The organism is Aliiglaciecola sp. SL4 (genome assembly GCF_041538045.1).
GTDB lineage: Bacteria > Pseudomonadota > Gammaproteobacteria > Enterobacterales > Alteromonadaceae > Aliiglaciecola.
The window spans coordinates 1-24,994 of record NZ_JBGOSE010000013.1 but is presented as its reverse complement, the minus strand read 5'-3'; the positions used below and the strand labels follow the sequence as shown (position 1 = coordinate 24,994).

Sequence of the window (24,994 nt, the reverse complement as noted above, 5' to 3'; positions counted from 1 at the left end):
TTATTTATATAAATAAAAAGACAGAGTAGGCGAGGTAACATAGGACGAAGGTTGTACCTTCCCATCGGTTGATTTGCCTTTTGCCTCGAATATTAAAGCTAAATAATATCAGTAACGCAGTGACGATTAACATGGCATACATGTCTCGACTAGCGACATTACCGTCTATTATTCCTGGTGCTATCAGTCCTGGCATCGCTAAGACGGCAAGAATATTGAAGATATTAGAGCCGATAATGTTACCTAATACTAGGTCATCCTCACCTTTCAAAACCCCGGCAACACAGGCTGCCAATTCCGGTAAGCTAGTTCCCAATGCGATGATTGTTAAGCCAATCAATAGTTCACTCATTCCCATGTACCTTGCAATGTGAACGGCTGAATCAACCATAAAGTGGGCACTAAGAGGGAGGAAAATAAGACCTAAGATAACCCAAAACACCGCTTTCGAAGGGGGGACGCCATGGGGGATTTCATCTGCGGTTTCCAAATGCAACGGGTCGCTTTTCTCTGCGTTTAACGATATCCATGTTAAGCCACCAATGGTTAGAAAAAACAAAACGATTAAGATTACACCTTCGATAACACTCAAATGACCATCAGCCAAAAAGTAAACCGCCAACAAGGTCACTGCAAGTAAAACAGGAAGTTCGCGTCTGATGGTGCTACTGGAAACCATTAAAGGTTTTAAAATTGCAGTAATTCCTAGCACTAACGCGATATTGGTAATATTAGAACCAATGGCATTTCCTACTGCTGTATCTGGGTTGTTACTGAGTGATGCAGTGGCGGAAACAACAATTTCTGGCGCAGATGACCCCATTGCGACTATGGTTAAGCCAATTACCATGGGGGAAACGCCAATATTGGTGGCGAGTGCTGATGCACCGTATACAAATTTGTCAGCACTCCAACTTAATGCTGCCAAACCCGCTATAAAAATAATGAATTCTAATATCACTTGACTATTTCTTTAAAAAACAATGATATGATTATCGCAAAATACATATGTAATTCCTAATGTCTTTACAATAATAATGAACGCCGTGAGAAAATGTCGCCTATTACTTATCCAAACGGGCTATTACTTTGTGTTTTACTTTGTTTAATAAGGTATTTCTACCAATAGATGTTGTGACCCATTGAGTAAAATCAAGGTAGAATATGTCATTCATATTATATAGCAACTGAATCATTATAATCTGTTTGGCGTTACGCTTTGTTACAAATCGAAGTAGTTAGTCAATAACAGCCCATAACCATTACTGTTATCATTCCATTAAAAATGCATTTTATTTTTCGTGTTTTAAGTCGATTAATTATTTTTTTGTCTTGAAAAACGATAAAATGGCCTCAAATTGTCGCCTCGGTTGAAACATTTTAGGTGTTCGTCGTGTCTACTCAACCAGGCCACTCGGAGTTTCGGTGAAAAATTTAATAGATATAGATAGTTTGACCTTTAAACGCGGTAACCGTGTAATTTACGACAATATTTCATTGCACATACCCGAAGGTAAAACCACAGCGATAATGGGTCCCAGTGGAATTGGTAAAACAACACTTCTGAAACTGATTGGGGGGCAGTTACGTCCAAACAGTGGAGACATACAATTTCGTGGCGAATCCATACCTGGAATGACCCGAAAGAGATTGTTTCATGTTCGCCGTCAAATGAGCATGCTGTTTCAAAGTGGCGCATTGTTTACGGATATTAGCGTGTTTGACAATATCGCTTACCCGTTGCGTGAACACAGTAATTTGTCTGAAGAGCTGATTAAAACGATTGTTTTGCTGAAACTTCAAGCTGTGGGTTTGAGAGGCGCCGTGAATTTAATGCCCAGCGAGTTATCAGGAGGCATGGCACGTCGAGCGGCACTTGCTAGGGCAATTGCGTTAGACCCAGAGTTGATATTGTACGATGAACCTTTTGCCGGACAAGATCCTATTTCCATGGGAGTTTTGGTTAAATTGATAAAAGAATTAAACAACGCACTGAGTTTAACCAGTGTGGTGGTTACTCACGATGTTAATGAAGTAATGAGTATTGCTGATCACGTTTATATATTGGCAGATAAGAAAATTATAGGTTCAGGGACACCCGAGCAAATTAAGCAAAGTGAGTCAGCGTTAGTTCAACAATTTTTGCGTGGTGAAGCTGATGGACCTGTGCCATTCCATTATCCAGCAAAGTCGCTGGAGCAAGAATTTTTAGGAGTAAATTAGTGGATTGGTTAGCAAAACTTGGACAAGCAACAATCGATCGATTTGCTGCTATAGGTCGAGCAACGGGCATGCTAATTGGCGCTGTTATTGCAGCTCCTCAAGTTAAAAATATTCCACTGACCATTAAACAAATTTATGTGGTTGGTGTGCAATCTCTGTCTATTATTGTTGTTTCTGGCTTATTTATCGGCATGGTAATGGCTCTACAAGGTTATACTATTCTGGTGGATTATGGTGCTGAGGGGAGTTTAGGCCCCATGGTTGCCTTGTCTATTTTACGAGAGCTTGGACCAGTGGTAACAGCGCTCTTGTTCGCTGGTCGTGCGGGTTCTGCATTGACCGCTGAAATTGGTTTGATGAAAGCCACAGAGCAGCTTAGTAGTTTGGAAATGATGGCCGTAGATCCGTTGCGCAGAGTCGTTGCGCCTAGGCTTTGGGCAGGTTTAATATCCATGCCTATGTTGACCATGATTTTTAGCGCTGTAGGTATTCTTGGTGGGCATTTAGTCGGCGTGGAATGGCTAGGCGTAGATGTTGGTAGCTACTGGTCGATTATGCAATCGACAGTAGAATGGAACGAAGATGTGATGAACGGTGTCATTAAAAGTGTTTTCTTTGCATTTGTAATCACTTGGATAGCTATTTTTAAAGGGTATGATTCAGTACCTACTTCTGAAGGCATCAGTGCTGCGACAACACAAACAGTGGTGTATTCATCATTAGCAGTACTTGGATTAGATTTCGTATTAACCGCAATAATGTTTGGAATAGAGTGAGGAAATAAGCATGACATCAAGGAAAGTTGAAGTATTAGTTGGATTGTTTGTTGCACTGGCGATTGCAGCCTCATTAATGTTAGCACTAAACGTTGCCAGCCAGGGCTCCGTAGGTCAAGGAGATACCTATACCCTGTATGCTAAGTTTGACAACATTGGTGGCTTAAAAGAGCGCTCCTCGGTGAAAGTGGGAGGCGTGGTAATAGGCCGAGTTGAGAAAATTAAATTGGATCCAAAAGATTTTACTCCCGTAGTGACGTTAAGTATTTCTACTACCTATGATCAATTCCCCGAAACCAGTTCAGCTTCAATTTTGACCTCTGGTTTGTTGGGCGAGCAGTACGTAGGTTTTCAACCTGGTTTCACTATTGATGATATTGAGAATTTAGCGGATGGTGATTATATCGCCGATACTAAGTCAGCTCTGGTATTAGAAGATTTAATCGGTCAATTTTTATTTAGTAAAGGCAGTGACTAGACTGCCACTCTCGTTAGGAATAATTATGAGAAACAGATTTTTTGTAAAGGTAGCATCAATCGCATTGTTAACGATTGGTTTAAATGCCCACGGGCAAACTATCGATGAAACCAATCCTTACAGCATGGTTAAAGATGTAGCGAGTCAGACTTTTGACCGCATCAAACGTGAGAAACAGAACATTTCTGATGACCCAGAAGTGCTACGTGCCATCATGAAAGAAGAGTTGTTGCCCCATGTGGATTATAAATTTTCTGCATTTAAAGTGTTAGGGAAATACGTTACTAAGGCCGAAAAGGCACAACTTCAAGAATTCGTCGCGGTGTTCAGAGAGTACCTAGTCACTACTTATGCGGTGGCCATGGGATATTATGATGACCAGAGTGTTGAATTTGAGCCGGAATCAGATTTTGAAAATGAGCGCAGTGTAACGGTTCGCGCCATAGTGAAAGATGGTAAACGCCCAGATATTAAAATTGCGTTTAAAGTTAGAAAAGATAGAAAAACCAATGAGTGGAAAGCCTACGATATGGTTGCTGAAGGTATCAGCATGCTGTCTTCTAAGCAGAGTGAATTTGAAAGTATTTTGCGCCAACAAGGCATTGAAAAAGTTATTGAGTTAATGCGTGAAAAAATCGAACAACCTATTTCACTTGAAAAGAAAGAGGCTTAAGTGATAGAGCAATCGAAACCTATTGAGGTGACATCTTCCAACACTGGCGAGTTTCATTTAAAAGGTGATTTAAATCGCGATACGGTGATGAAATGTTGGCTACAGCAAAAGAGAGATATTCAAAGCTGCAAGGAAAATGGTGCTAGCTTGAATGTCGACTTTGCTGAAATAATACAGGTTGATACGGCTGGTTTGGCGTGGGTTATGGAGTTGTCGAAAAATTGCAAATCAGCGAATGTTCAACTGCAATTGCTTAATCTGCCCGAAGGATTAATAAAACTTGCGAATTTAAGCAACGTTAGCAGCATTTTGTCGATACAATAGCCGAAATTTTTAGAGCAAAAGAGATCAAATGGATAATCAACAAATAGCAGCATTGCTGAAAGAACAGTTAGAGCTCACTGAAGTTCATGTAACAAGTGAAGGTTCACATTTCCAAATTATTGCCGTTAGCGATAAGTTTGAAACAATGAGTCGAGTGAAAAAACAGCAGTTTATTTATGGTCCTTTAAAAGAGCAGATTGCCGATGGCACTATGCATGCTATTTCCATAAAAACCTTTTCTGAAAAGCAATGGCAACGTGAACGTATGTTCAACGTACCTCAATAATATCGAAAATCATGGATAAACTTAGTATAAACACCAGCCCAGCGCTGCATGGTGAAGTGGTGATATCGGGCGCAAAAAATGCTGCCTTACCCATTTTAATGTCATGTATATTGGCTGACTCTTCCTGTTTTTTCGATAATGTTCCAAATCTTAGGGATATCAATACCAGTATTAAATTATTAGGTGGTTTGGGCGTTAAAGCACAACGTCACCAAAACCAAGAATTAGAATTGGATGCAAGCCAAATAGATAACATGACTGCTTCTTATGAGCTGGTTAAAACTATGCGTGCGTCGATTCTAGTACTGGGCCCTCTGTTAGCTAAATATGGTAAAGCAAATGTGTCTTTACCTGGTGGTTGTGCCATTGGAGCACGTCCGGTGAATTTGCACCTTGAAGGCTTGAAGCAGATGGGAGCAAAGATCAATGTTGATGGCGGCTATGTGCGTGCAGAAGCCGAAGGACGCCTGAAAGGCGCTCATATCTTCATGGATATTGTTAGCGTCGGTGCTACTGAAAACTTGATGATGGCTGCAACCCTTGCCGAGGGTGAAACTGTTTTAGAAAATGCTGCTCGGGAACCAGAAATTGTTGATTTAGCCAACTGCTTAAATCGCATGGGGGCAAAAATAACAGGGGCGGGCTCAGATAGTATTAAAATTGTCGGTGTTAAACGTCTACAAGGTTGCCACTATCGCGTTTTACCAGACAGAATTGAAACCGGTACCTTCTTAGTAGCAGCTGCGGTAACCGGCGGTAATATTCGTTGTATTAATGCTGCTCCCCACACCCTAGATGCTGTGCTGTCTAAACTCACTCAAGCCGGTGCAGATATCGAAACTGGAGAAGACTGGGTGTCGTTGAATATGCACGGCAAACGCCCTAAAAGTGTTAATATCAAAACAGCACCTCACCCTGGATTCCCCACTGATATGCAAGCCCAGTTTGTGGCATTAAACTGTGTTGCAGAAGGAACCGGCGTGGTGACTGAAACTATATTCGAAAATCGCTTTATGCATGTCCCTGAATTGCAGCGCATGGGCGCTAAAATTTCCTTAGAAACCAATAATGCGGTTTGTGAGGGAGTAGAGCAACTAACGGGCGCTCAGGTAATGGCAACGGACTTACGGGCCTCTGCAAGCTTAATTATTGCAGGCTTAGTGGCCAAAGGTGAAACGATAGTTGATCGAATTTACCACTTAGATCGCGGTTATGAGCATATTGAAACTAAATTGACAAAATTAGGCGCTAATATCAAACGTTTTAGTTAGCCATCTTAGGCACTAAACATCTCAAAAATAAAGATTACCGGTATCACCAATACCATCAATAGCAACAGTGCAGTAACAGTAATGATAAGAACTCGCCAGTTTGATTGGAAATTGAGTAATTCATTTTCGATTATTTGATTTTTACTGCACTGGTGCTGAATCGCTATCTGTCGAGCAGCAATACAGTAGGCGATAGGTATCACTGTGTTTGGAAAGTTTTCCGGAATAAAGGGCAGTAAAGCAATAAAAACAAAACATAGGGCCAACCCCCAATACAAGCTTTTTTGTGCATTATCATACTGATTTAAAGCTGAAAAATTCTTATATAAAAAATACACAGCGGCTAACGGACCACCGATAAACGCACCTAAGGTTATCTGATTCGGAGAAAAAACGGAGGTACTTTTGGTTGCGGGTAAAACACTCACATCACTTTGTGGTGTGTTGTAGGGGTTTTCCATATTAGCCATTTTCCTTGTTAACTTCGGTAAATCAATCTTTCACTGAACCACATTACCTATAAGTAACGTTAAGAACTGGCTTCGCCAACAGTCACTTTAATGTTCATTACTTTTCCATTGCGAGAGATGGATAAGTCTAACTCCTCGCCAGGGCGGCTTTTGGCAATCATGTCAAAGGTCTGATCTAAGGTTTCTAGTTCAACTTGATTCATTGATAAAATAATGTCGTATTGTTGCAATCCTGCCACTTCTGCTGGCCCACCGGTAGCCACTTCAGTCACTACTATGCCCGCTACGTTAGGGTCAATGCCGCCGGTAAATCCTAACTGCCCATGGGTGGCTTTGCCATTTTCAATGATTTCATCCATCACTCGACGGGCCAAAGTATAAGGTACTGCGAAAAATATACCGTTTACATCTATCACTCTGCGTTGGCTATCAAGGGTTTTAAAGTTAGCATTATTAATACCGATCAAAACCCCATTACTATCCACTAATGCTCCGCCGGAGTTACCTTCGTGCATTACCGCATCAGTTTGGATAAATTCTCTGAAATTTTGGGTGATGGTATGACCCGAACGGCTAATGATACCTTGGGTGATCGTTTGACCAATATTAAGGGGATTACCTATGGCTAAAACCACATCACCGACTCGAATTTGCGGATCTTCAATTTGTGGAATAACTTGTAGATTGTCAGCTGAGATTTTTAATACTGCCAGGTCGGTAAGTTCATCATAACCTGCTAATTCAGCCGTTACACGGCGTCCATCAGGAAGGCCTACGATGGTGCTTTCAGCGTTTTGAATAACATGCCAGCAAGTGAGGATATAACCACTTTCGGTCATAATTACCCCTGAACCTAGACTAGTGCGGCTTACTTGCCGACGCCTTACAATATCAATGCTACTACTATATATGTTAACTACAGCAGGAGCTGAACGACTTATTGCGTCGTAATAACTTTGTTTTTGTGGTTCAGTTTCACTGCGATTGAATACATCGAAGCTCAGTCCACTGCCGCGTCTTAGTTCTGGCACTAATACTAATATGAGCGCTGAGATAATTAATCCCAAAGCAACGGATTTTGTTAAAAAATGGAGCCAGACTGGTATTTTCACGTAGTAGATCAAGTTAAACGACTGATTATTAAGAGTAACACTGAATAATCATTGATGGTAGGTATCTTAGGTGGATAAAAGCATAACAGCCGCAGATTTATTGGCTGTTATGCTTAAAAATATTTACACCGATTAACGGATGACTAAGTACAATGAGGTTTTGCCGCGTTGAACATTAAGCGCAATTACGCCTTCAGATTCATCCATTTGTCTACGTAAATCGGCCACAGTGGTAACTCTGGCTCTATTCACACCCACTATGACATCTCCATCTTGCAAGCCGATACTAGCCGCTGGTGAGCGATTTTGAATCTCAGAGATAACCACGCCATCATTCCCTCGCGCAGTTTTTCCGTTTGTCAGGGTTGCGCCTTCTAACGCTGGGTGAATTTCCCGAGCGGCAACTACTGCACCAGTGGCATCACCTAAGGTAACTTCAATATCTTTGGATTTACCTTTTCTCATAATGGTTAATTCGACTTCAGAACCCGCTCCCATGGTGCCTATTTTGGCTCGTAACTCTTGGAAGCTGCTCACAGCTAAGCCGTTGATGTGAGTAATAATATCACCTGATTCAATACCACCTTTTTCGGCTGCAGAATCTGGGCTAACTTCACTTACGAAAGCGCCTTTATTAACATCAAGGTTCATTGCATCGGCTAATCCGGCATCGACATCTTGACCAATCACACCGAGCAAGCCACGACGCACTTCACCGAATTCAATAATTTGATCTACTAAGCTTTTCATCATGTTGCTAGGTATTGCGAAACCGATACCTACGTTGCCGCCATTAGGTCCGAAAATCGCCGTGTTGATACCAATCAATTCACCACGAAGATTTACCAAAGCACCACCTGAGTTTCCTCGGTTAATCGCAGCATCAGTTTGAATAAAGTCTTCGTAACCGCCAATATTTAGACCTGAACGGCCCAAAGCACTGACGATACCCGATGTAACAGTTTGATTTAGACCAAAGGGGTTACCAATAGCAACAACAAAATCGCCCACTCGTAATTTATCAGAGTTAGCTAATGGAACCGCTTGTAAATCTTCTGCTTCTATTTGCAGTAAAGCGATATCACTTTGCGCGTCAGCCCCCAATTTCTTGGCTTTTAGCTCTCTTCCGTCTGTTAATTTAACGGTAATTTCGTTGGCATTGTCGACCACGTGATTGTTCGTGACTACGTAGCCTAACTTTGCATCAATGATGACGCCGGAGCCTAAACCTTTAAATGGCCTTTCCTGAACTTGTTCACCGGAACCACCAAAAAAGTGCCGGAACATTTCAGGGACTCGTTGCCTAGACACTTGAGTACCTTCCACCGCAATACTGACTATCGCTGGGGTAGTCTCTTCTAACATGGGCGCTAGTGTCGGCACTTCATTTTTATCTGAAGAGAAGAATGGCAACGCGGCGTTAGCCGACATACCAAAGGAAGCTGTCCCAACAATAATAGCGGTGGTAAGAACTAAACGATTAACAACTTTTTTCATCGTAGATTTGTCTCCAAAGTATTCAACTAAAAATCAAATTAATGTAGTTTATCTAAACTCGGGATAAGAAGTGTTACCTGAACAGCTATTGGTATTCACGTTCACCAATTATGTTGGGTAGCTTCATAAATCCTAAGAAAACGGTATCAATAATCACATTGCTAATCGCAAAAGGTAAATATCGAGTTACCCTACCTATCCCTAGTTCAGGTCATTTAATCAAATGACCTTACAATGGTGTGCAAAGTTCAGATTTAATTACTTCTCGTCGACGACTTGCTTATTTTTTGCGTCAGTGAACAATCCTGTTCGCTCACCCGAAAAGTCTTTGGGTTGAAACTCGGTGTTTTCCGACTTACGTTTATGTTTAGATTGTTGATGACCAATGTAAACCGAAGCCTGTTCGCCAAAATAGGTAAGCTTATCGTCGTCATCTGACTGACTTCTTTCCATTGCACTTTCAAACGCATCTAACTGTTCTGATAAAACCTCACATTGATTTTGTAAAGCCGTCACAATATCGCGAGTTTGATTAATGTGATCAGAAGCGTTTTGCGTCATAATTTCTTTCGCAGTATTCTCATCTTGTTTCGAAGTTTGCTGCGCTAATTTTCGTTCTACAAAGAATTTTGATATAAAAAAACCAAAAATCATGCCTACAACCAATAGCAATAGTCCTACTATCCAGTCCATAATGTCTCCAAATTATATTAATGCTTTACTTAATCATACTCGCTTAGCAAACTATGCGGACAATTTTTTTTTGATCAAGATGATTTAGTAACAATTTTTAATGTTAGCGGATGTATATGAAAACGCCTTGGGAAAAATACCAACAGGATCTTAAAGACCCTGAATTTCATTTCGATGCCGCTCAGGAAAATGCGGTAAAAGAATTACAACGACTTTTCGAAGAATTAACACAGCCGAGAAAAAAACTGACTTGGCGAGTAAAACTTGCCAGTAAGTTTGGTAAAGGGATGCACAAACCAAGCATCCAAGGCGTCTATTTTTGGGGTGGTGTAGGTCGTGGCAAAACCTATCTAGTCGATACTTTTTATGAGTGTCTACCGTTCAAAAATAAAATGCGTATTCACTTTCATCGATTTATGCATCGTGTGCACGAAGAGCTAAAATCCTTGGGTGGCAAGAGTGATCCGCTAAAAACGGTCGCCAATATTTTTGCCAAAGAAACCAAAGTTATTTGTTTTGATGAATTTTTTGTGTCAGATATTACGGATGCCATGATTTTGGGAACTTTGATGGAAGAGCTATTTGCTCGCGGTATTTGTTTAGTTGCCACTTCCAATATTATTCCCGATGAACTGTACCGCAATGGTTTGCAGCGGGCGAGATTCTTACCCGCAATTGAGTTGATCAACCAAAACTGCCGAATCGTCAACGTAGACTCGGGAGTGGATTACCGAATGCGGACCTTGGAGCAAGCTGAAATTTATCATTACCCACTGGATAAAGTCGCCAATCAAAACCTAGACAAATATTTCGCCCAACTAGCTCCTGATATTGGTGGAATAAAGCGAGATATTGAAATTGAAGGGCGTAAAATCCCCTCTTTGAAAGATGCCGACGGTATTGTTATGTTTGAGTTTAGGGCCTTATGTGATGGCCCTCGAAGCCAAAATGACTATATGGAGCTGAGCCAATGCTACCATACAGTGTTGCTCGCCAACGTAGAACAGATGGGCAAAGAGATTGATGACGTCGCGCGACGATTCATTGCAATGGTCGACGAATTTTACGAGCGAAATGTTAAATTAATCATTTCTGCAGCTGTTCCCATGGAACAACTTTACAGTCAAGGGCAACTGAATTTTGAGTTTCAACGTTGCTTGAGTCGCTTAAAAGAAATGCAGTCTCACGACTATTTAGCAACACAACATTTGCCCTAGACCCACTACTCTAGGTAGAATTCACTGAATACGATATTAATGTCAGATTAAAAGAGCTCAAATACAATGGGAAGAAAGTTCGAAGTTCGTAAAGTCTCTATGGCAAAAACTGCCGGAGCAAAAACCAAGGTTTACTCTAAATACGGTAAAGAAATTTATGTAGTCGCAAAAAACGGTGGAACTGACCCGCAGGCCAATTTATCGTTACGACGATTAATTGATAAAGCCAAAAAAGACCAAGTGCCAAGTCACGTAATTGATAAAGCGATCGATAAGGCCATGGGCGGTGCTGGTGAAGATTACGTTCCTGCTCGATATGAAGGTTTTGGCCCTGGCGGTTGTATGGTTATTGTTGATTGCCTTACCGATAATCATAATCGAACGATCACCGATGTACGTAATTGTTTTACTAAAACAGGCTCAAAATTGGGTGTTGAAGGAACTGTCGGACATATGTTTGATCATCAAGCCGTATTTGCATTCAAAGGCGACGATGAAGATGCTGTGTTAGAAGTATTAATGGAAGCGGATGTTGATGTAACAGAAGTTGAGTGTGAAGATGGTATTGTTACCGTTTACGCTCCCCACACAGAGTTTAACAGCACCCGTACTGCATTAACCGATGACAACCCAGAGATTCAATTTGAGGCTGAAGAAATTACCTTTATCCCACAAACAGAATCAAGCGTTAGCGGTGAAGATGTAGCTGTGTTCGATAAATTTATGGATATGCTAGAAGACTGCGATGATGTGCAGCATGTTTATCATAATGCGGTAGTTGAACGAGATTAATGTTAACTTTATAGACCTTATTTAATAATTGTGACTAAGGTTTTTATTAGTAAATAAAATATTAAATGCCCTCTTATTCAAGAGGGCATTTTTGTTTTCAAGCTACGCTGTTCTATTAATATTCAGCTTTATTAGAATGCTTACTCCTTTTATGAAAGAAAACTGGATAAAAAAACGTTTAGACATCCCCGAATGAATCCTATTAACTGCCACGAATTAGTTAATGTATAACGCTTCTATCTATAAAATAGAATGCAAATTCAGTGCAGAAATAAAAAAGACCGGAGGGGTTACCGTCGGTCTTTTATGTTATCAAGAGTTAAGGGGAGGGTATCCTCAGGTGTTATCTTTCTTCCACTACCACTGCAAATGAGTTGCTATTGTATGGCGTATTGGCTTCAACAATTGCATCTGCTATTGGTGCGGTATCCGCAGTATCTGCATTTGGATCTAAGGAGTTACCCACGGTATAGCTTTCAAAATCGTCGCTAAATACTTCAACCTCAGTACTTGAGTCTGATGAGTAAAGGGTAAAGTCATCAACCATCAAACCAAATGCGGTTACGTCACTGGTTCCGCCAATTCGGAAAAACACAGTTTGCAGGCCATCTTTTATTGCAGAAAGGTCTGCGCCAGGTGAAGAGAACTCACCTTCGAAGGCCACTTGCCCATCGATAGTGACGGTGACCAAAGGTGCTACAGTGTCGCTTGCAGCGGTGGCATCTCAAGATATTTCGAAATCCATATCTTGTCCTTCTAAGCATCCAGGAGTTGAACCGCCCCCACTAGAATAAGCATCTGCACGAACGTCATAATCATCACCACTAATATCTAAGCTAATATAGGCTATTGCGTTACTGGTACTAGAACCAAATATGGCAATTTGTGCATCTTCAGATGGATCTTCAGCCTTGGCGCCAGCTTCTCTGTGCACAGTGGCCGTCATTCTCCCTTTCACAATCGCATCATCAGGCTTATATCTTAATTCGCCCGCATCTTCAGAAGAAGAGTCCGTGATTTTAACGGCTTTGTCTGATCCTGTATCGACTACTATGGTGCCAGTGATAGTGATGACAAGTTCTGCGGTAGTGCCATCAATAGATGCAGCAGCAGAAGAAATTGCGGATTTACATTTCAACTTTTGGAAGTAGTCTTTCACTGACCCAAAAACATGCTAGTATGTTGAAAATAATGATATTGTCTGTCTAATAGGCAAGCACGTGGTGCGAAGAACCTTAGCTATACTGTCATAAAAATGTCAAAACCTAGCTGTTAACAATTCATTATTTTATTACTGCGAGTAAACCCTGATCAAACCTTTAAAATGTAATTTAAAATATTAATTCAATTAATACATGTACTTAGATATATGTGTTTATGGATCTTTTGTTTCCGTCCTTGATCTCAAAATTCTGTATTACTTTGTAATAATACTGTCACACAATGCCCCTATCCTTGCCCTCAGATTTTATTGTTGGTTGTAAACCAACCCGATTCCACTCTAGGGTTTGATTGTATGAAACTTATAAAAACGTTGTCTGCAGCACTGTTCGTTAGTCTGTTGACTGGTCAAGCTGCTTTTGCGCAGCAAGACAAAGAATTACAACCTGTGGTCGATGCCGCAGCTGAAATTAACGAATCTGCCGCTGATTCCCAATCAAAGATCAACAATATCACTGATCAAATTGGCAGCAAGTTGCAACAGTTTAAAACTATCAATAAAGAAATTGACGGATTGATGGTTTACAACGAGCAATTAAGAAAGCAAATCGCTAATCAACAACAGGAAATGTTGGATTTAAATAATGCCATTGACGAAGTGAGTGTTATTGAGCGTCAAATTACCCCTTTGATGATTCGCATGATTGATGGTTTGGCCCAGTTTGTGGAATTAGACGTGCCTTTCTTAGGCGAAGAGCGAGCGAATCGTATTATCGATTTACGTAACATGATGGACCGTGCTGATGTTGCTCCTTCTGAGAAGTTCAGACGGGTAATGGAAGCCTACCAAGTTGAAATGGATTACGGACGCACTTTGGAAGCTTATCCAGGCCTACACACAATTGAAGGTCAAGAGCGAAACGTTGATTTTCTACGCATTGGTAGAACCGCACTTATTTACCAAACTCGTGATGCAAGTATGCAAGGAATTTGGAACAAACAAACTCGTCAGTGGGAATCCCTTTCTTCTGATTACCGCACCCAAATCACTAAAGGTCTGAGAATGGCCAAGAAACAAATGGCACCTGATTTGTTGATGCTGCCAGTTGCGATTACGGATTAAGAGAGTAGACACCATGAGAAAATTATTTAGAAATACTGCTGTTCTTTTGGTCGCTACTTTTGCCGGAGCTACCTTTGCTCAGGAAAGTAAACCACTAGATTTAGATGCATTGCTTAAACAATTAGAGCAAGGCCAATATCAACAGAATCAACAAAATACTCAGCGTGAAAAAGAGTTCGTTCAAAAACGCGCAGAGCAAGATCAAATGCTTAGGGATGTTACTTCACAGCGTAATAGCGAATTGAATAACTCCGAGAAGCTAGAAACACAGTTTGAAGAGAATGAGTTCAAATTAGCCGATTTAAATGATGCCTTGGATAAACGCCTTGGTTCTTTAAAAGAGCTATTTGGTGTTTTGCAGCAGGTTGCTGGCGACACCAAAAATAAATTCTATAACTCAACGGTTTCCGCACAAATATCTGGTCGTTCTGAGTTTTTAGATGAGATGGCCCAGTCAATGGGAACTAGCTCTAAACTTGCATCAATTGAAGAAATAGAACGTGTTTGGTTTGAAATCCAACGTGAAATGACTGAGTCAGGTAAAGTTACTAAGTTTACAACGGATGTTGTCGAAGCTGGTGGCGCAAAAATTAACAAAGAAGTGGTTCGAGTTGGACCCTTTGCATTGGTTTCCGATGGTAAATACCTTAAGTATGAAGGTGAAACCGATACGGTGGCTGAATTAATTCGTCAACCTGCAGACCGTTATACTAGCAGCGCAACAGCCCTACAAAGCTCAGATGGTGAATTAGTTTCTTTCGGCTTAGATCCAACCGGTGGCACCATTCTAGGATTGCTTGTACAAGCTCCAAGTCTTGAAGAACGTATTCATCAAGGTGACCTAGTGGGTTACATCATTATTGCTGTTGGTGCAGTGGGTATCTTAGTTGCTTTCTGGCGCTTCGTGGTACTGACATTAGTGGGTGCAAAAGTAAACTCACAGCTTAAATCTAGCAAAATCTCTGAAGGCAACCCTCTAGGTCGCGTGCTTAAAGTTAAAGATGAGCACCCACATGCCGACACCGAAGCCCTAGAGCTGCATTTAACTGAAGCAATCTTAGCGGAAGTGCCTAAATTAGGTCGTTTCTTAACTTTAGTGAAGATGATTTCAGTGGTGGCACCTCTTGGTGGGCTACTTGGTACGGTTACCGGTATGATTGTGACCTTCCAACAAATTACCCTGTTTGGTACCGGTGACCCGAAAATTATGGCCGGCGGTATTTCATCTGCACTGATCACCACTGTACTTGGATTGGTTGTGGCAATACCCACTACGCTGCTTTATGCACTGCTTAGCACTCAGAGCAAAAATATCGTCGCCATATTGCAAGAACAAGCAGCAGGTGTGATTGCCGAAAGAGCTGAAATTCAGTCTGGCACTAAGGCATAAGACGATGTTTGTAGAAATCTTTGAATCAATAAGAGACTTCACTGAAACGGGCGGGATTATCCTTCTGATAATCGGTGCACTGATTTTCGTGATGTGGATTTTGATACTCGAACGGATTTTCTATGTGACATATGGTCATAAGCAATTTAAAAAGCAGACCATTTCCACGTGGCAAGCTCGTAGTGATCGCAACTCATGGAATGCCCATCAAATTAGACAGGCAATGATTTCCAGAGTCAGTCTTAAGTTACGCTTTAGTTTGCCAATTATCCAGGCGCTAGTGGCCCTATGTCCACTATTGGGGTTGATGGGAACAGTAACCGGAATGATAGTGGTGTTTGATGTAATGGCCATGTCTGGTGGTGGTAATGCCCGCTCCATGGCCGCGGGGGTTTCGCAAGCCACCATACCAACAATGGCAGGCATGGTTGGTGCGTTATCTGGCGTATTTGCCTCCACATGGTTAACACGAACGGCAAAAACTGAACGTTTACATCTAGAAGACGCATTGGAGATTCAACGCTAGGCCTAAGGTCAGCGTGAAGAAAGAGTATTTATGAGAAAAATTCAGAATTTAGTGGAAGAAGAAGAAGCGACAATCGACATGACACCCATGTTGGACGTGGTATTTATCATGTTGATCTTCTTTATCGTAACCGCTTCGTTTGTTAAAGAGTCAGGTATCGATGTAAATCGACCTGAAGCGGCAACCGCAGTGAAGAAAGATCGTGCCAACATCTTAGTGGCGATAAGCGACAAAGGTGAAATTTGGATTAATAAACGCAGAGTAGACGTACGCGCAGTGCAGGCAAATATTGAACGTTTAAAAGCTGAAAACCCACAGGGTACCGTGGTAATTCAAGCTGACCGCAAAGCGACTACTGAAACGCTTATTAAAGTCATGGATGCATCGCGGGCAGCGGGTGTCTACGACGTTTCTATTGCAGCACAAGAGTAGAATGTAATGGCAAGACTCCTTCTAGCAGTTGTAGTGGCGTTTTTCATCACGGTGAGTTTGTTTTTTCTAATGCAAGCCCTTATCGCCAGTGGTGATAAGACGTTAGAAGATCCTAAGCCCGGTGCGGTGCTTGATTTCGTGCGCTTGAAAAAAGAAGAAACGGTGGAACAAAAAGACCGTAAGCCACGTAAGCCGCCTCCACCTAAAGAGCCGCCCCCGCAGATGGAGCAGCCACAAATGGACTCGCCAACGCCCGATGCTGATGGCAGTGGTATTGCCTTTGAAGCTGATGTAGGTGGTGATGTTGCCCTAGGTGGTGGTTTAGCACTGGAATCTGGTGACGGAGAATATCTTCCTATCGTAAAAGTTGCGCCTGTGTATCCGCGCAGAGCTTTGTCCCGCGGTATTGAAGGCTTTGTTATTGTTGAATTTACCGTGTCTAAGTTAGGTGCGGTAAAAGACATTCGTGTGGTTGAAGCGACGCCACCCGATATCTTTAACCAAGCAGCGATGGATGCCGCTCAGAAATTCAAATATAAACCTAGAGTTGTAAATGGTGAACCAGCAGAAGTGTCTGGTGTGCAAAATCGCATTACTTTCCAGATCGATGGTTAACTAAGAGGCACGCATGAAAATAACCCAATGCATTTTAGCCATCTTATTGGCAAGCTCATTCACACTGGTATCTTCAGTAGTAACTGCACCTGCTGCGGTGGCTCAAGATAACAGTGCCAGTGAAAGAAAAACGCGCAGAACCCCAGCCCTTCGTACTCGTGTATACGATCAATTGGCCAGAGCGCAAAAAGTGGCGGATGAAGGTAATACCGCAGAAGCCCTAGAAATATTGGATGTTGTAAAGTCGAAAGAAAGCTCTATGAACAGCTATGAGCTGGCCATGTTGCATAACTTCTATGGTTTTATTTACTACAATGTTGAAGATTATGATAAAGCAATCGCTTCATTTGAGACTGTTGTAGAGCAACAACCGATTCCTGAATCATTTGAACAAAGCACATTGTTTAGTTTGGCTCAATTACAAATGATGCGCGGTAACTATGATAAAACCATTGATTACCTAGAGCGTTGGGAAGCATTACAGCCAGGTAAGTTGCCGGTTAAAAATTTAGTGCTCAAAGCCCAAGCCATGTACCAGAAAAAAGACTATAACGCGGCCTCTGAATATATTAACGAAGCAATTTTACAGCAAGAAAATAGTGAAGAGGGCTACAAGGTAGACGAGAACTGGTACGTGCTACAACGAGCTATTTACTATGAATTAAAACAGCCAGAAAAAGTCACTAAAGTGCTAGAGAAGATGGTTAAGTTATTTGATCGTCCTGAGTACTGGGTACAACTTGCTGGCATGTACGGTGAACTAGGCTTTGAAAAGAAACAGTTAGCAATTCTTGAAGCTGCCTATCAAAGTGATTACATCACCAAAGCCGCTGACGTTTTCAATTTGGCGCAACTTTATTACTATCATCAAGTTCCTTACAAAGGAGCAAGGTTAATGGAACAAGCCATGGAAAATGGTGTTCTAGAGAAAAACCTTCGGAACCTAAAATTTTTAGCGCAAACCTGGACCTTAGCGAAAGAGCATGAAAAAGCCGTACCTGTGATGCGTTCAGCGGCAGCTTTATCGGAAGACGGAGAGTTAGACGCCCAGCTTGCGCAAATTCTGTTAAATATGGACAGGTTTGAAGAAGCTATTGAAAGTGCTCAAACTGCCTTAGAAAAAGGAGGCTTGAGAAATCAAGGTACAACACATTTAGTGTTAGGTATGTCCTATTTTAATCAGAAGCGTTATGTGGATGCCTTGAATCAACTCTCTGAAGCGGAAAAGCACCCTACAAGTCGCGGTATGGCTCAACAGTGGAGTAAGTTCGTACAATCGGAAAAATCCTCTACTGAGCAATTACAGGCTGAACTAAGCGCCTCTTAAAATTCTGTAAACGCATAATATATAAATCCGTATCGTCATTTATTGGCATGCGGATTGTGTTCCTTAAAGAAATTCAACTAAACTTTTTAGTAGTCGTAGTGTCGAACAGTTGACTTCACAAAGGAATTTCCATGTCATCCCATTTCAATCACCTTTTGTCACGTCTAACTCTTATTCTCAGTTTGGGTCTTGCCCTTATGTTTATTAGTGCCTGTAGCTCTAATAATATTCTTATGGACACAGACCAAAATACCAATTTCGGGAATTTTAAGAGTTACTCTGTGATCTCCAAAAATACAGCAGACAGTTTGAGTGCCAACCGTCTTATTTCACAAGTCTCGCAATTTCTAGAAGCCAATAACAAATTGATAGGTGACGTCGGCTATACCGACGCAGTGGTTGAACTCGATCATTACATTGACTATCGAGATAACGATAGTAGTTTTTCTATTGGACTTGGGACTGGTTCGTTTGGTCGGTCAGGTGGCGTAAGTATTGGCGGCGGAGTGAGTCTGCCAATAGGTTCAGATCAAATACCGGTAGCGGTGGTCAGTATGAAAGTCCTAGTTAATGATAGGTTAGTATGGTCAGCAACCAATAATCATGACTTTAAGACAGACAACAGTGGAAGTTTAGCGAAAGCTCAGAGTGTCGCCATAGAGCAACTCCTAGAGCGCTTTCCGCTATCTCGTAGTGGTTCCTAAATCGTTTTAAATATTCAGTTACTTATTTTATCTGGTAAATTTTTTAACTCTCCGTATTATAAAACTTAAACAACAAAATAGGGACATTTCTCCAATGCGTATAGCTGTCACTTTACTGGTCTCCGGTATTTTTCTATCGGCCTGCTCAAACAACAAAGAACCTGAAATGCAAACTTATCCAAGATTAAAACAACTCACCACTGCAGCTCCAGTAGCGGCAAAACAAGAATATACTGCGAAGTATCATGGAAAAGAGTTAAGCGACCCTTACAATTGGCTCAAAGACTCTGGTTACCCTGAAGTAGATGACAAACCTATTCTCGATTATTTGACTAAAGAAAATAGTTATTTCGACGAATTTTTAGCACCAAACAAGCCATTAATCGACACTATTTTTGAGGAGTTTAAAGGTCGTATTAACGAAAAAGACGAATCTGTTCCTTGGATCGATAACGGCTATGAATATCGTTGGTATTATCGTGAAGGAGAAGAGTATCGCACTCGCAGCCGCAAAAATATTGCCACCGGTGAAGAAGTGGTTTTTCTTGATGAAACTAAGTTAGCCAAAGATTTTGACTATTTCAGTTTAGGTGGCTGGGACATTAGCCCAGACAACCGTTTCTTAGTTTACTCATTCAACACCGATGGAGCAGAACGTTATATTGCTCGTATTGTAGACCTGCAAACAGGCACGTATTTAGAAGATGAAATTCCTGAACTCAATGGTTCGGTTGCATTTAGTGCTGATAGCCAATCAATTATCTACGGAAAACTGGAAAAAGATAAGTGGCGTACAGCAAGTGTAAATGTTCATAAAATTGGTAGTGATATTGCTGAAGACAAAATATTGATTAGTGAAGCAGATGACGGCTTTTTCTTAGGATTCAATTACAGCAGCGATAAACAATATTTGATTCTTTCTTCTGGTCAACGGGAAGTGACGGAATATCACGTGTTAGCAAGTAACGATTTGTTTGCTACGCCAACCAAATTAATTGCTAGAGAGCAAGGTTTTTCCAGCATTGTCGACCATGCCAATGGCAAGTTCTATATTTTAGCTAATGACACCCATAAGAATTTCCGCTTAGCCAGTGTGGATGATGAGCAACCAAGCTTTGATAACTGGCAAACTTTAATTGAAGGTTCTGACGACCTGTACTTGATAGGAATACAAACCTTCAAAGACTTCATAGTATTACAAGCTAGAGAGAAAGGAATTGATAAAATTCGCATTCGAGATTACCAAGGAAACTCACATGATGTTGAATTTCCAGAGCAGGTTTACTCGGCTTCTTTAGGTAATAGTTCAGAGTTTGAGCAAAACTTTGTGCGTGTTGATTATGAATCTATGGTAACCCCCCATACTGTTTTCGATTACGACTTTGGAGCTAAATCCTTACAGACTAGAAAAGTAAACGAAGTTCCATCTGGTTATGATAAATCTCAATATGTGACTGAACGTATTATGGCGCCCTCAAGAGATGGTATCGAGGTTCCGGTTTCCATTGTGTACAAAAAAGGTTTTAATAAGAACGGTGAGCAACCATTGCATTTATATGGTTACGGAGCCTATGGGATCACAGTTCCTCCAGGCTTTTCGACACTAAGATTGAGTTTATTAGATAGAGGTTTTGCTTTTGCCATAGCGCATGTGCGCGGAAGCAATATCCTAGGGTATAAGTGGTATTTGGACGGTAAACTTGAAAAACGTAATAATGCCTTTAATGATTTTGTTGATGCAGCACGCTATTTAGTTAAAGAAAAGTATGTGTCTGAAGGCAATATCTCTATTTCTGGTCGTAGTGCTGGTGGTGAGTTGATGGGTGCGGTAACCAATCAGGCACCAGAATTATGGCGTTCTGTTACGCTAGGAGTACCTTTTGTGGACGTGCTTAATACCATGCTTGATGCGTCACTGCCACTTACCCCTCCTGAATGGTCGGAGTGGGGCAATCCCATAGAAGATTCTGCAGCCTACGATCTTATCGCGAGTTATTCTCCTTATGACAACATTGTAGCTAAAGATTACCCGCCTATGTTAGTGAGTGGCGGTATCAATGACCCGCGTGTTACTTACTGGGAACCGGCTAAATGGACAGCTAAGATGCGTGAGATGAAAACCGATGACAACCTGCTTATTATGCGTATTAATATGGGGGCAGGGCATTTCGCTAATAGCGGTAGATATGGCCGACTACGTGATTACGCAGAAGAGTATGCGTTTATTTTGAAGAGTCATGGTATCGACCAATAGATGCGAGATTAACTGATAACTACTCAAGCCCGATGAAAGTCGGGCTTTTTTATTTGCAGATTAATTTAACCTCGGACTCAGGTTTATTTGGTTGATATTTTCAGTCATCATCTGACCGAATTCAGCAATTATCAGACCAAAGTTAACGCAATACTTGTTACAACTAGCCTCTTTTCGTTAAACTGAGCAAAAATATATTGGAAGCAACCTTGCATTCACTTACATCTCTGCACACTTTTGGGCTAACTGCGCACAGCAAACAATTGATTTCAGTTGATAATGACTTCTCAATTTTAGAATACATTGAAGGGCCTTTGTGGGTTCTTGGCGAAGGCAGTAATTGTATCTTTTTGGACGATTTTGATGGCTCAGTAATCAAAATAGATTCTAAAGGTAAGACAGTCGAAGAGTTTAGTGATTATTATCAATTGACAGTTAGTAGCGGCGAAAACTGGCACCAATTAGTGCGTTTCTGCATGCAAAATAACATTTTTGGACTGGAAAATCTGGCCTTGATACCGGGCTCTGTAGGCGCTGCGCCGATACAAAACATTGGCGCTTACGGTGTTGAATTAAATCAGTTTATCAAGGAAGTGGTGTGCACTGAAATTAGCACCGGTGAAAAACATATATTATCTAATGAAGAATGTCAGTTTGGTTATCGAGATAGCGTATTTAAACGTCACTTGGCCGGAAAAGTCATTATCACTCAGGTAGTACTGCATATTCCAAAACGTTGGCAAGCATGCAATCACTACGGGGAGTTAGCCAAACTCAAACAACCTAGTCCGGAACAAATTTTTAATCAAGTGATAGCTATCCGTAAAGCCAAACTGCCAGATCCTAATGAAATTGGTAACGCTGGTAGCTTTTTTAAAAATCCACTAGTAAGCAATAAACATTACGCAAGTTTGCAATGTGATTGGCCTGATTTGCCATGCTTTCCGGTGGATCACAATAGCGTAAAAGTGCCTGCAGCTTGGTTGATCGACCACCTAGGATTTAAGGGAAAACAATTAGGGGGCATTCAGTGCCACCCAAATCAGCCTCTAGTACTCACTAATAACGGTCAGGGTAACGGGGCAGAATTGTTAGAAATGGCGCGTCAAATTCAAACGAAAGTAGAAAATACATTTTCTATCCACTTAGAAAACGAAGTGCGTTTAATCGGTAAAAAAGGGTTGGTAATGCTGTGACGTTTAATTTTTCTCGTACCTTGATTTTGCAACGCTTGGCTGATGGGCAATTCCATTCTGGTGAACTATTAGGCCAAGAGCTTGGCCTGAGTCGAGCAGCTGTTTCAAAACATATTAAAGGTTTATGTGACTTAGGTTTAGATATATTTAGTGTGACCGGTAAAGGATATCGTTTAGCTAAACCTTTGACTTTGTTAGAGCACCGCAAAATCGCCCAGTTATTACCACAAGTTATGCAATCGCAGATAAATGTACAAAATGTAATTGACTCCACGAATCAATTTATTAGAGATATGAAGGTTGCCCCAAGTAATGGTTATGTGTGCTTAGCTGAAGCGCAGACAGCCGGAAGAGGCCGCAGAGGACGCACTTGGGTATCGCCCTATGGTTCAAGTATTTATATGTCGATGTTCTGGTCCTTTGCTGGTGGATATCAAGCAATTAACGGCTTGAGTCTGGTAATTGGTATTGCCGTAGTTAACGCCTTACAAAAACTTTCCGTAAAAGGTGCGATGCTTAAATGGCCAAACGATGTTTATCTGCAAGATAAGAAGCTAGCAGGTATTTTAGTTGAAGTAGAAGGTCAAATGGGCGCCGCCTGTGATTGTATTTTGGGTATCGGGCTAAATATTGACTTACCCGCTAAAAAATTGGAAATCGACCAACCTTGGACGGATTTGGCCCAGGCCACAGGAATGACAATTGATAGAAATGAGCTTGCTGCTGCGTTAATTGATGAACTAACTAAAGCATTAAATACTTTTGAAGAGCATGGTTTAAAGCCCTATATTCACACTTGGGCAGAGTTAGATTATTTTTATGATAAGCCAGTTAAATTAATGATCGGTAACGAGAGCGTATCTGGCACAGTCAAAGGTATTGCTGATGATGGTGCTTTATTATTAGAAAAAGATGGCAAACTTGAAACGTATCATGGGGGGGAAATTAGTGTCCGACCAGCATGATATTCTATTGATAGATGTTGGCAATAGTCGAATTAAGTATGCGCAAGTTGCCAGTGCTGAGAGTAAAGTTTGCACTCAAGTCTGTGAGTCCATTGAAGACCTAGATCAGCAAATCCGTCACGCGCAGTATGTGATAGCTGCAAGTGTTCAAAATGATCAAGTTGTACAAACAATTAAACAGTTATGTTTATCCTACGATATCCCCTTCAAACAGGTGGTAACAGAAACATCAGCCTTTGGGATTAGTTGTGCATATCAACAGTTTCAAACTCTGGGCATTGATCGCTGGTTAGCAGTTCTCGGTTCCCGCATACATACTCAGTTACCCGTCGCTATATTAGATTTAGGCACAGCTGCTACTTGTGATGTCATCGTTGATAATCAGCATTTAGGCGGATGGATTGCACCGGGGTTTCAATTAATGCGTAGTGCGGTAACAAGTCAAACTTCAAAGGTGTTTGGTGACAAGCAAACTCCTGAATCGTTAATTCTTGGCAAAAGCACGCCTGAGTGCGTCAATATGGGGGGCTTGGCGATGTTAGAAGGTTTTCTGTACAGTACCCGCAAATTAATTAAAGCTTATAACGAGGATTACAGAATATTTTTGTGCGGTGGAGATGGAGCTTTGCTTAAAAATATTGTTGATGAAAAAGTGCAATTTAAACCAGATTTGGTTTTAGAAGGCTTAAGTCGTTTTATTCCTAAAAAATAATTTAAAATATTCTCATTAAAAATTGCTGTAAAAAAACACAATTATTTTTGCTAATTCTCTTCATCAGTAGGTTTTTTAGGCAACTAAACCATTAATTTAAATAAATCTGCATTTTTTCCTTATTTTTTCGAAATATACTCTTGCGCCCATAGGATCATTACTCTAGAATGCGCACCCACTTGATGCAGTGCCGACTTAGCTCAGTTGGTAGAGCAACTGACTTGTAATCAGTAGGTCGCCAGTTCGACTCCGGCAGTCGGCACCATCAATCCTGGAGGGGTACCCAAGCGGTCAACGGGAGCAGACTGTAAATCTGCCGGCTCAGCCTTCGCAGGTTCGAATCCTGCCCCCTCCACCATTTTTACTGTGCACCTGCAGTTTAATCAGGTGTATGGTGTGACGCAATGTGTCACGCCACCACTTTCAACAAGGTGGATAGAGAATAGGTTTGCGAGCATCGTATAATGGCTATTACCTCAGCCTTCCAAGCTGATGATGTGGGTTCGATTCCCACTGCTCGCTCCAAATTTAGTGCTGATATGGCTCAGTTGGTAGAGCGCACCCTTGGTAAGGGTGAGGTCGGCAGTTCGAATCTGCCTATCAGCACCAGTTCTCCCCCCAACTTATTGATTAGGTTTTTTTTAATTACTTTGCTAGGAAAAATTTAAGATGGCAAAAGAAAAGTTTGAACGTACGAAACCCCACGTAAACGTCGGTACAATTGGCCACGTTGACCATGGTAAAACGACGCTAACAGCGGCAATCACTACAGTTCTA

The 24,994-nt window shown here is 41.3% G+C and carries 28 protein-coding genes and 4 tRNA genes; 25 read left to right on the top strand and 7 right to left on the bottom strand.

Going from position 1 to position 24,994, the window contains the following annotated elements; all coding sequences use genetic code 11:
- Positions 1-4: 4 nt before the first annotated feature.
- Positions 5-961: a calcium/sodium antiporter gene (locus AB6T38_RS15985; RefSeq protein ID WP_372548252.1), complete on the bottom strand. Its 957-nt coding sequence runs from the start codon at positions 959-961 to the stop codon at positions 5-7.
- A gap of 464 nt (positions 962-1,425) precedes the next feature.
- Here AB6T38_RS15985 and AB6T38_RS15980 point away from each other — a divergent pair, with 464 nt between their 5' ends.
- Genes AB6T38_RS15980 through murA form a run of 7 tightly spaced genes read left to right on the top strand, consistent with a single transcriptional unit; the run spans position 1,426 to position 6,031 of the window.
- Positions 1,426-2,223, top strand: coding sequence for an ATP-binding cassette domain-containing protein (locus tag AB6T38_RS15980; RefSeq protein ID WP_372548251.1), 798 nt, complete (start codon positions 1,426-1,428; stop codon positions 2,221-2,223).
- Entirely contained in the window at positions 2,223-2,999 is a 777-nt protein-coding gene (gene mlaE, locus AB6T38_RS15975; protein WP_372548250.1) for a lipid asymmetry maintenance ABC transporter permease subunit MlaE, read from the top strand. Before AB6T38_RS15980 ends, mlaE begins: the two co-directional genes overlap by 1 nt.
- A 10-nt stretch (positions 3,000-3,009) precedes the next feature.
- Complete coding sequence (gene mlaD, locus AB6T38_RS15970; protein ID WP_348491153.1) at positions 3,010-3,477, top strand: outer membrane lipid asymmetry maintenance protein MlaD; 468 nt, start codon at positions 3,010-3,012, stop codon at positions 3,475-3,477.
- A gap of 25 nt (positions 3,478-3,502) precedes the next feature.
- Positions 3,503-4,150 carry a phospholipid-binding protein MlaC gene (locus AB6T38_RS15965; protein WP_372548249.1) on the top strand — a complete coding sequence of 216 codons (648 nt, stop codon included), beginning with the start codon at positions 3,503-3,505 and terminating at the stop codon, positions 4,148-4,150.
- A complete protein-coding gene (locus AB6T38_RS15960; protein ID WP_372548248.1) occupies positions 4,151-4,474 on the top strand; it encodes a lipid asymmetry maintenance protein MlaB in 324 nt (107 codons plus the stop codon). It abuts the gene before it with no gap.
- Between the two features lie 28 nt (positions 4,475-4,502).
- Positions 4,503-4,760, top strand: a complete 258-nt coding sequence (locus AB6T38_RS15955) for a BolA family protein (protein ID WP_348491150.1) — start codon at positions 4,503-4,505, stop codon at positions 4,758-4,760.
- A gap of 11 nt (positions 4,761-4,771) precedes the next feature.
- Positions 4,772-6,031, top strand: coding sequence for a UDP-N-acetylglucosamine 1-carboxyvinyltransferase (gene murA, locus AB6T38_RS15950; RefSeq protein WP_372548247.1), 1,260 nt, complete (start codon positions 4,772-4,774; stop codon positions 6,029-6,031).
- 5 nt (positions 6,032-6,036) lie between these two features.
- Here the strand turns inward: murA and AB6T38_RS15945 are convergent, their stop codons facing one another.
- From AB6T38_RS15945 to AB6T38_RS15930, 4 genes are all read right to left on the bottom strand, one after another.
- Positions 6,037-6,492 carry a hypothetical protein gene (locus AB6T38_RS15945; protein ID WP_372548246.1) on the bottom strand — a complete coding sequence of 152 codons (456 nt, stop codon included), beginning with the start codon at positions 6,490-6,492 and terminating at the stop codon, positions 6,037-6,039.
- 68 nt (positions 6,493-6,560) lie between these two features.
- Positions 6,561-7,568, bottom strand: a complete 1,008-nt coding sequence (locus AB6T38_RS15940) for a trypsin-like peptidase domain-containing protein (protein WP_372548306.1) — start codon at positions 7,566-7,568, stop codon at positions 6,561-6,563.
- A gap of 177 nt (positions 7,569-7,745) precedes the next feature.
- A complete protein-coding gene (locus AB6T38_RS15935) occupies positions 7,746-9,110 on the bottom strand; it encodes a DegQ family serine endoprotease (RefSeq protein WP_372548245.1) in 1,365 nt (454 codons plus the stop codon).
- A gap of 258 nt (positions 9,111-9,368) precedes the next feature.
- On the bottom strand, positions 9,369-9,803 hold the full coding sequence (locus tag AB6T38_RS15930; RefSeq protein ID WP_372548244.1) for a ZapG family protein: 435 nt from the start codon (positions 9,801-9,803) through the stop codon (positions 9,369-9,371).
- 116 nt (positions 9,804-9,919) lie between these two features.
- Between AB6T38_RS15930 and zapE the strand changes: the two genes are divergently transcribed.
- Both zapE and AB6T38_RS15920 read left to right on the top strand, forming a co-directional pair.
- A complete protein-coding gene (gene zapE, locus AB6T38_RS15925) occupies positions 9,920-11,020 on the top strand; it encodes a cell division protein ZapE (RefSeq protein WP_372548243.1) in 1,101 nt (366 codons plus the stop codon).
- Positions 11,021-11,086: 66 nt separating this feature from the next.
- Positions 11,087-11,812, top strand: coding sequence for a YebC/PmpR family DNA-binding transcriptional regulator (locus AB6T38_RS15920; protein ID WP_348491144.1), 726 nt, complete (start codon positions 11,087-11,089; stop codon positions 11,810-11,812).
- 343 nt (positions 11,813-12,155) lie between these two features.
- Here the strand turns inward: AB6T38_RS15920 and AB6T38_RS15915 are convergent, their stop codons facing one another.
- Positions 12,156-12,503: a hypothetical protein gene (locus AB6T38_RS15915; protein WP_372548242.1), complete on the bottom strand. Its 348-nt coding sequence runs from the start codon at positions 12,501-12,503 to the stop codon at positions 12,156-12,158.
- A 33-nt stretch (positions 12,504-12,536) separates the two neighbouring features.
- Positions 12,537-12,971 carry a hypothetical protein gene (locus AB6T38_RS15910; protein ID WP_372548241.1) on the bottom strand — a complete coding sequence of 145 codons (435 nt, stop codon included), beginning with the start codon at positions 12,969-12,971 and terminating at the stop codon, positions 12,537-12,539.
- A gap of 357 nt (positions 12,972-13,328) precedes the next feature.
- On the opposite strand from AB6T38_RS15910, the gene AB6T38_RS15905 reads away from it, so the two are divergent.
- The 16 genes from AB6T38_RS15905 to AB6T38_RS15830 all read left to right on the top strand — a co-directional run.
- Positions 13,329-14,096: a DUF3450 domain-containing protein gene (locus AB6T38_RS15905; RefSeq protein WP_348491129.1), complete on the top strand. Its 768-nt coding sequence runs from the start codon at positions 13,329-13,331 to the stop codon at positions 14,094-14,096.
- 13 nt (positions 14,097-14,109) lie between these two features.
- Positions 14,110-15,486, top strand: a complete 1,377-nt coding sequence (locus AB6T38_RS15900; RefSeq protein ID WP_372548240.1) for a MotA/TolQ/ExbB proton channel family protein — start codon at positions 14,110-14,112, stop codon at positions 15,484-15,486.
- A 4-nt stretch (positions 15,487-15,490) separates the two neighbouring features.
- Positions 15,491-16,012, top strand: a complete 522-nt coding sequence (locus AB6T38_RS15895; RefSeq protein ID WP_216046392.1) for a MotA/TolQ/ExbB proton channel family protein — start codon at positions 15,491-15,493, stop codon at positions 16,010-16,012.
- Positions 16,013-16,042: 30 nt separating this feature from the next.
- Complete coding sequence (locus AB6T38_RS15890) at positions 16,043-16,444, top strand: biopolymer transporter ExbD (RefSeq protein WP_008845615.1); 402 nt, start codon at positions 16,043-16,045, stop codon at positions 16,442-16,444.
- A gap of 6 nt (positions 16,445-16,450) precedes the next feature.
- The gene (locus AB6T38_RS15885; RefSeq protein WP_372548239.1) at positions 16,451-17,059 is read left to right on the top strand and encodes an energy transducer TonB; all 609 of its coding nucleotides are present in this window, start codon (positions 16,451-16,453) and stop codon (positions 17,057-17,059) included.
- A 13-nt stretch (positions 17,060-17,072) separates the two neighbouring features.
- Positions 17,073-18,386: a tetratricopeptide repeat protein gene (locus tag AB6T38_RS15880; RefSeq protein ID WP_372548238.1), complete on the top strand. Its 1,314-nt coding sequence runs from the start codon at positions 17,073-17,075 to the stop codon at positions 18,384-18,386.
- A 131-nt stretch (positions 18,387-18,517) separates the two neighbouring features.
- The gene (locus AB6T38_RS15875) at positions 18,518-19,090 is read left to right on the top strand and encodes a DUF4136 domain-containing protein (protein WP_372548237.1); all 573 of its coding nucleotides are present in this window, start codon (positions 18,518-18,520) and stop codon (positions 19,088-19,090) included.
- 94 nt (positions 19,091-19,184) lie between these two features.
- Complete coding sequence (locus AB6T38_RS15870) at positions 19,185-21,344, top strand: S9 family peptidase (RefSeq protein ID WP_372548236.1); 2,160 nt, start codon at positions 19,185-19,187, stop codon at positions 21,342-21,344.
- Positions 21,345-21,553: 209 nt separating this feature from the next.
- Positions 21,554-22,540 (top strand): UDP-N-acetylmuramate dehydrogenase, encoded by a 987-nt coding sequence (gene murB, locus AB6T38_RS15865; RefSeq protein ID WP_372548234.1) that lies wholly within the window; start codon positions 21,554-21,556, stop codon positions 22,538-22,540.
- Entirely contained in the window at positions 22,537-23,505 is a 969-nt protein-coding gene (birA, locus tag AB6T38_RS15860) for a bifunctional biotin--[acetyl-CoA-carboxylase] ligase/biotin operon repressor BirA (RefSeq protein ID WP_372548233.1), read from the top strand. The genes murB and birA overlap by 4 nt, the downstream gene beginning before the upstream one ends.
- Positions 23,489-24,217 (top strand): type III pantothenate kinase, encoded by a 729-nt coding sequence (locus AB6T38_RS15855; RefSeq protein ID WP_372548231.1) that lies wholly within the window; start codon positions 23,489-23,491, stop codon positions 24,215-24,217. The genes birA and AB6T38_RS15855 overlap by 17 nt, the downstream gene beginning before the upstream one ends.
- Positions 24,218-24,406: 189 nt before the next feature.
- Positions 24,407-24,482 (top strand) — tRNA-Thr (locus AB6T38_RS15850).
- Between the two features lie 8 nt (positions 24,483-24,490).
- Positions 24,491-24,575 (top strand) — tRNA-Tyr (locus AB6T38_RS15845).
- 92 nt (positions 24,576-24,667) lie between these two features.
- Positions 24,668-24,742 (top strand) — tRNA-Gly (locus AB6T38_RS15840).
- An 8-nt stretch (positions 24,743-24,750) separates the two neighbouring features.
- Positions 24,751-24,826 (top strand) — tRNA-Thr (locus AB6T38_RS15835).
- A 60-nt stretch (positions 24,827-24,886) separates the two neighbouring features.
- A partial coding sequence (locus tag AB6T38_RS15830; protein ID WP_208454991.1) for a GTP-binding protein occupies positions 24,887-24,994 on the top strand: 108 nt, incomplete at its 3' end.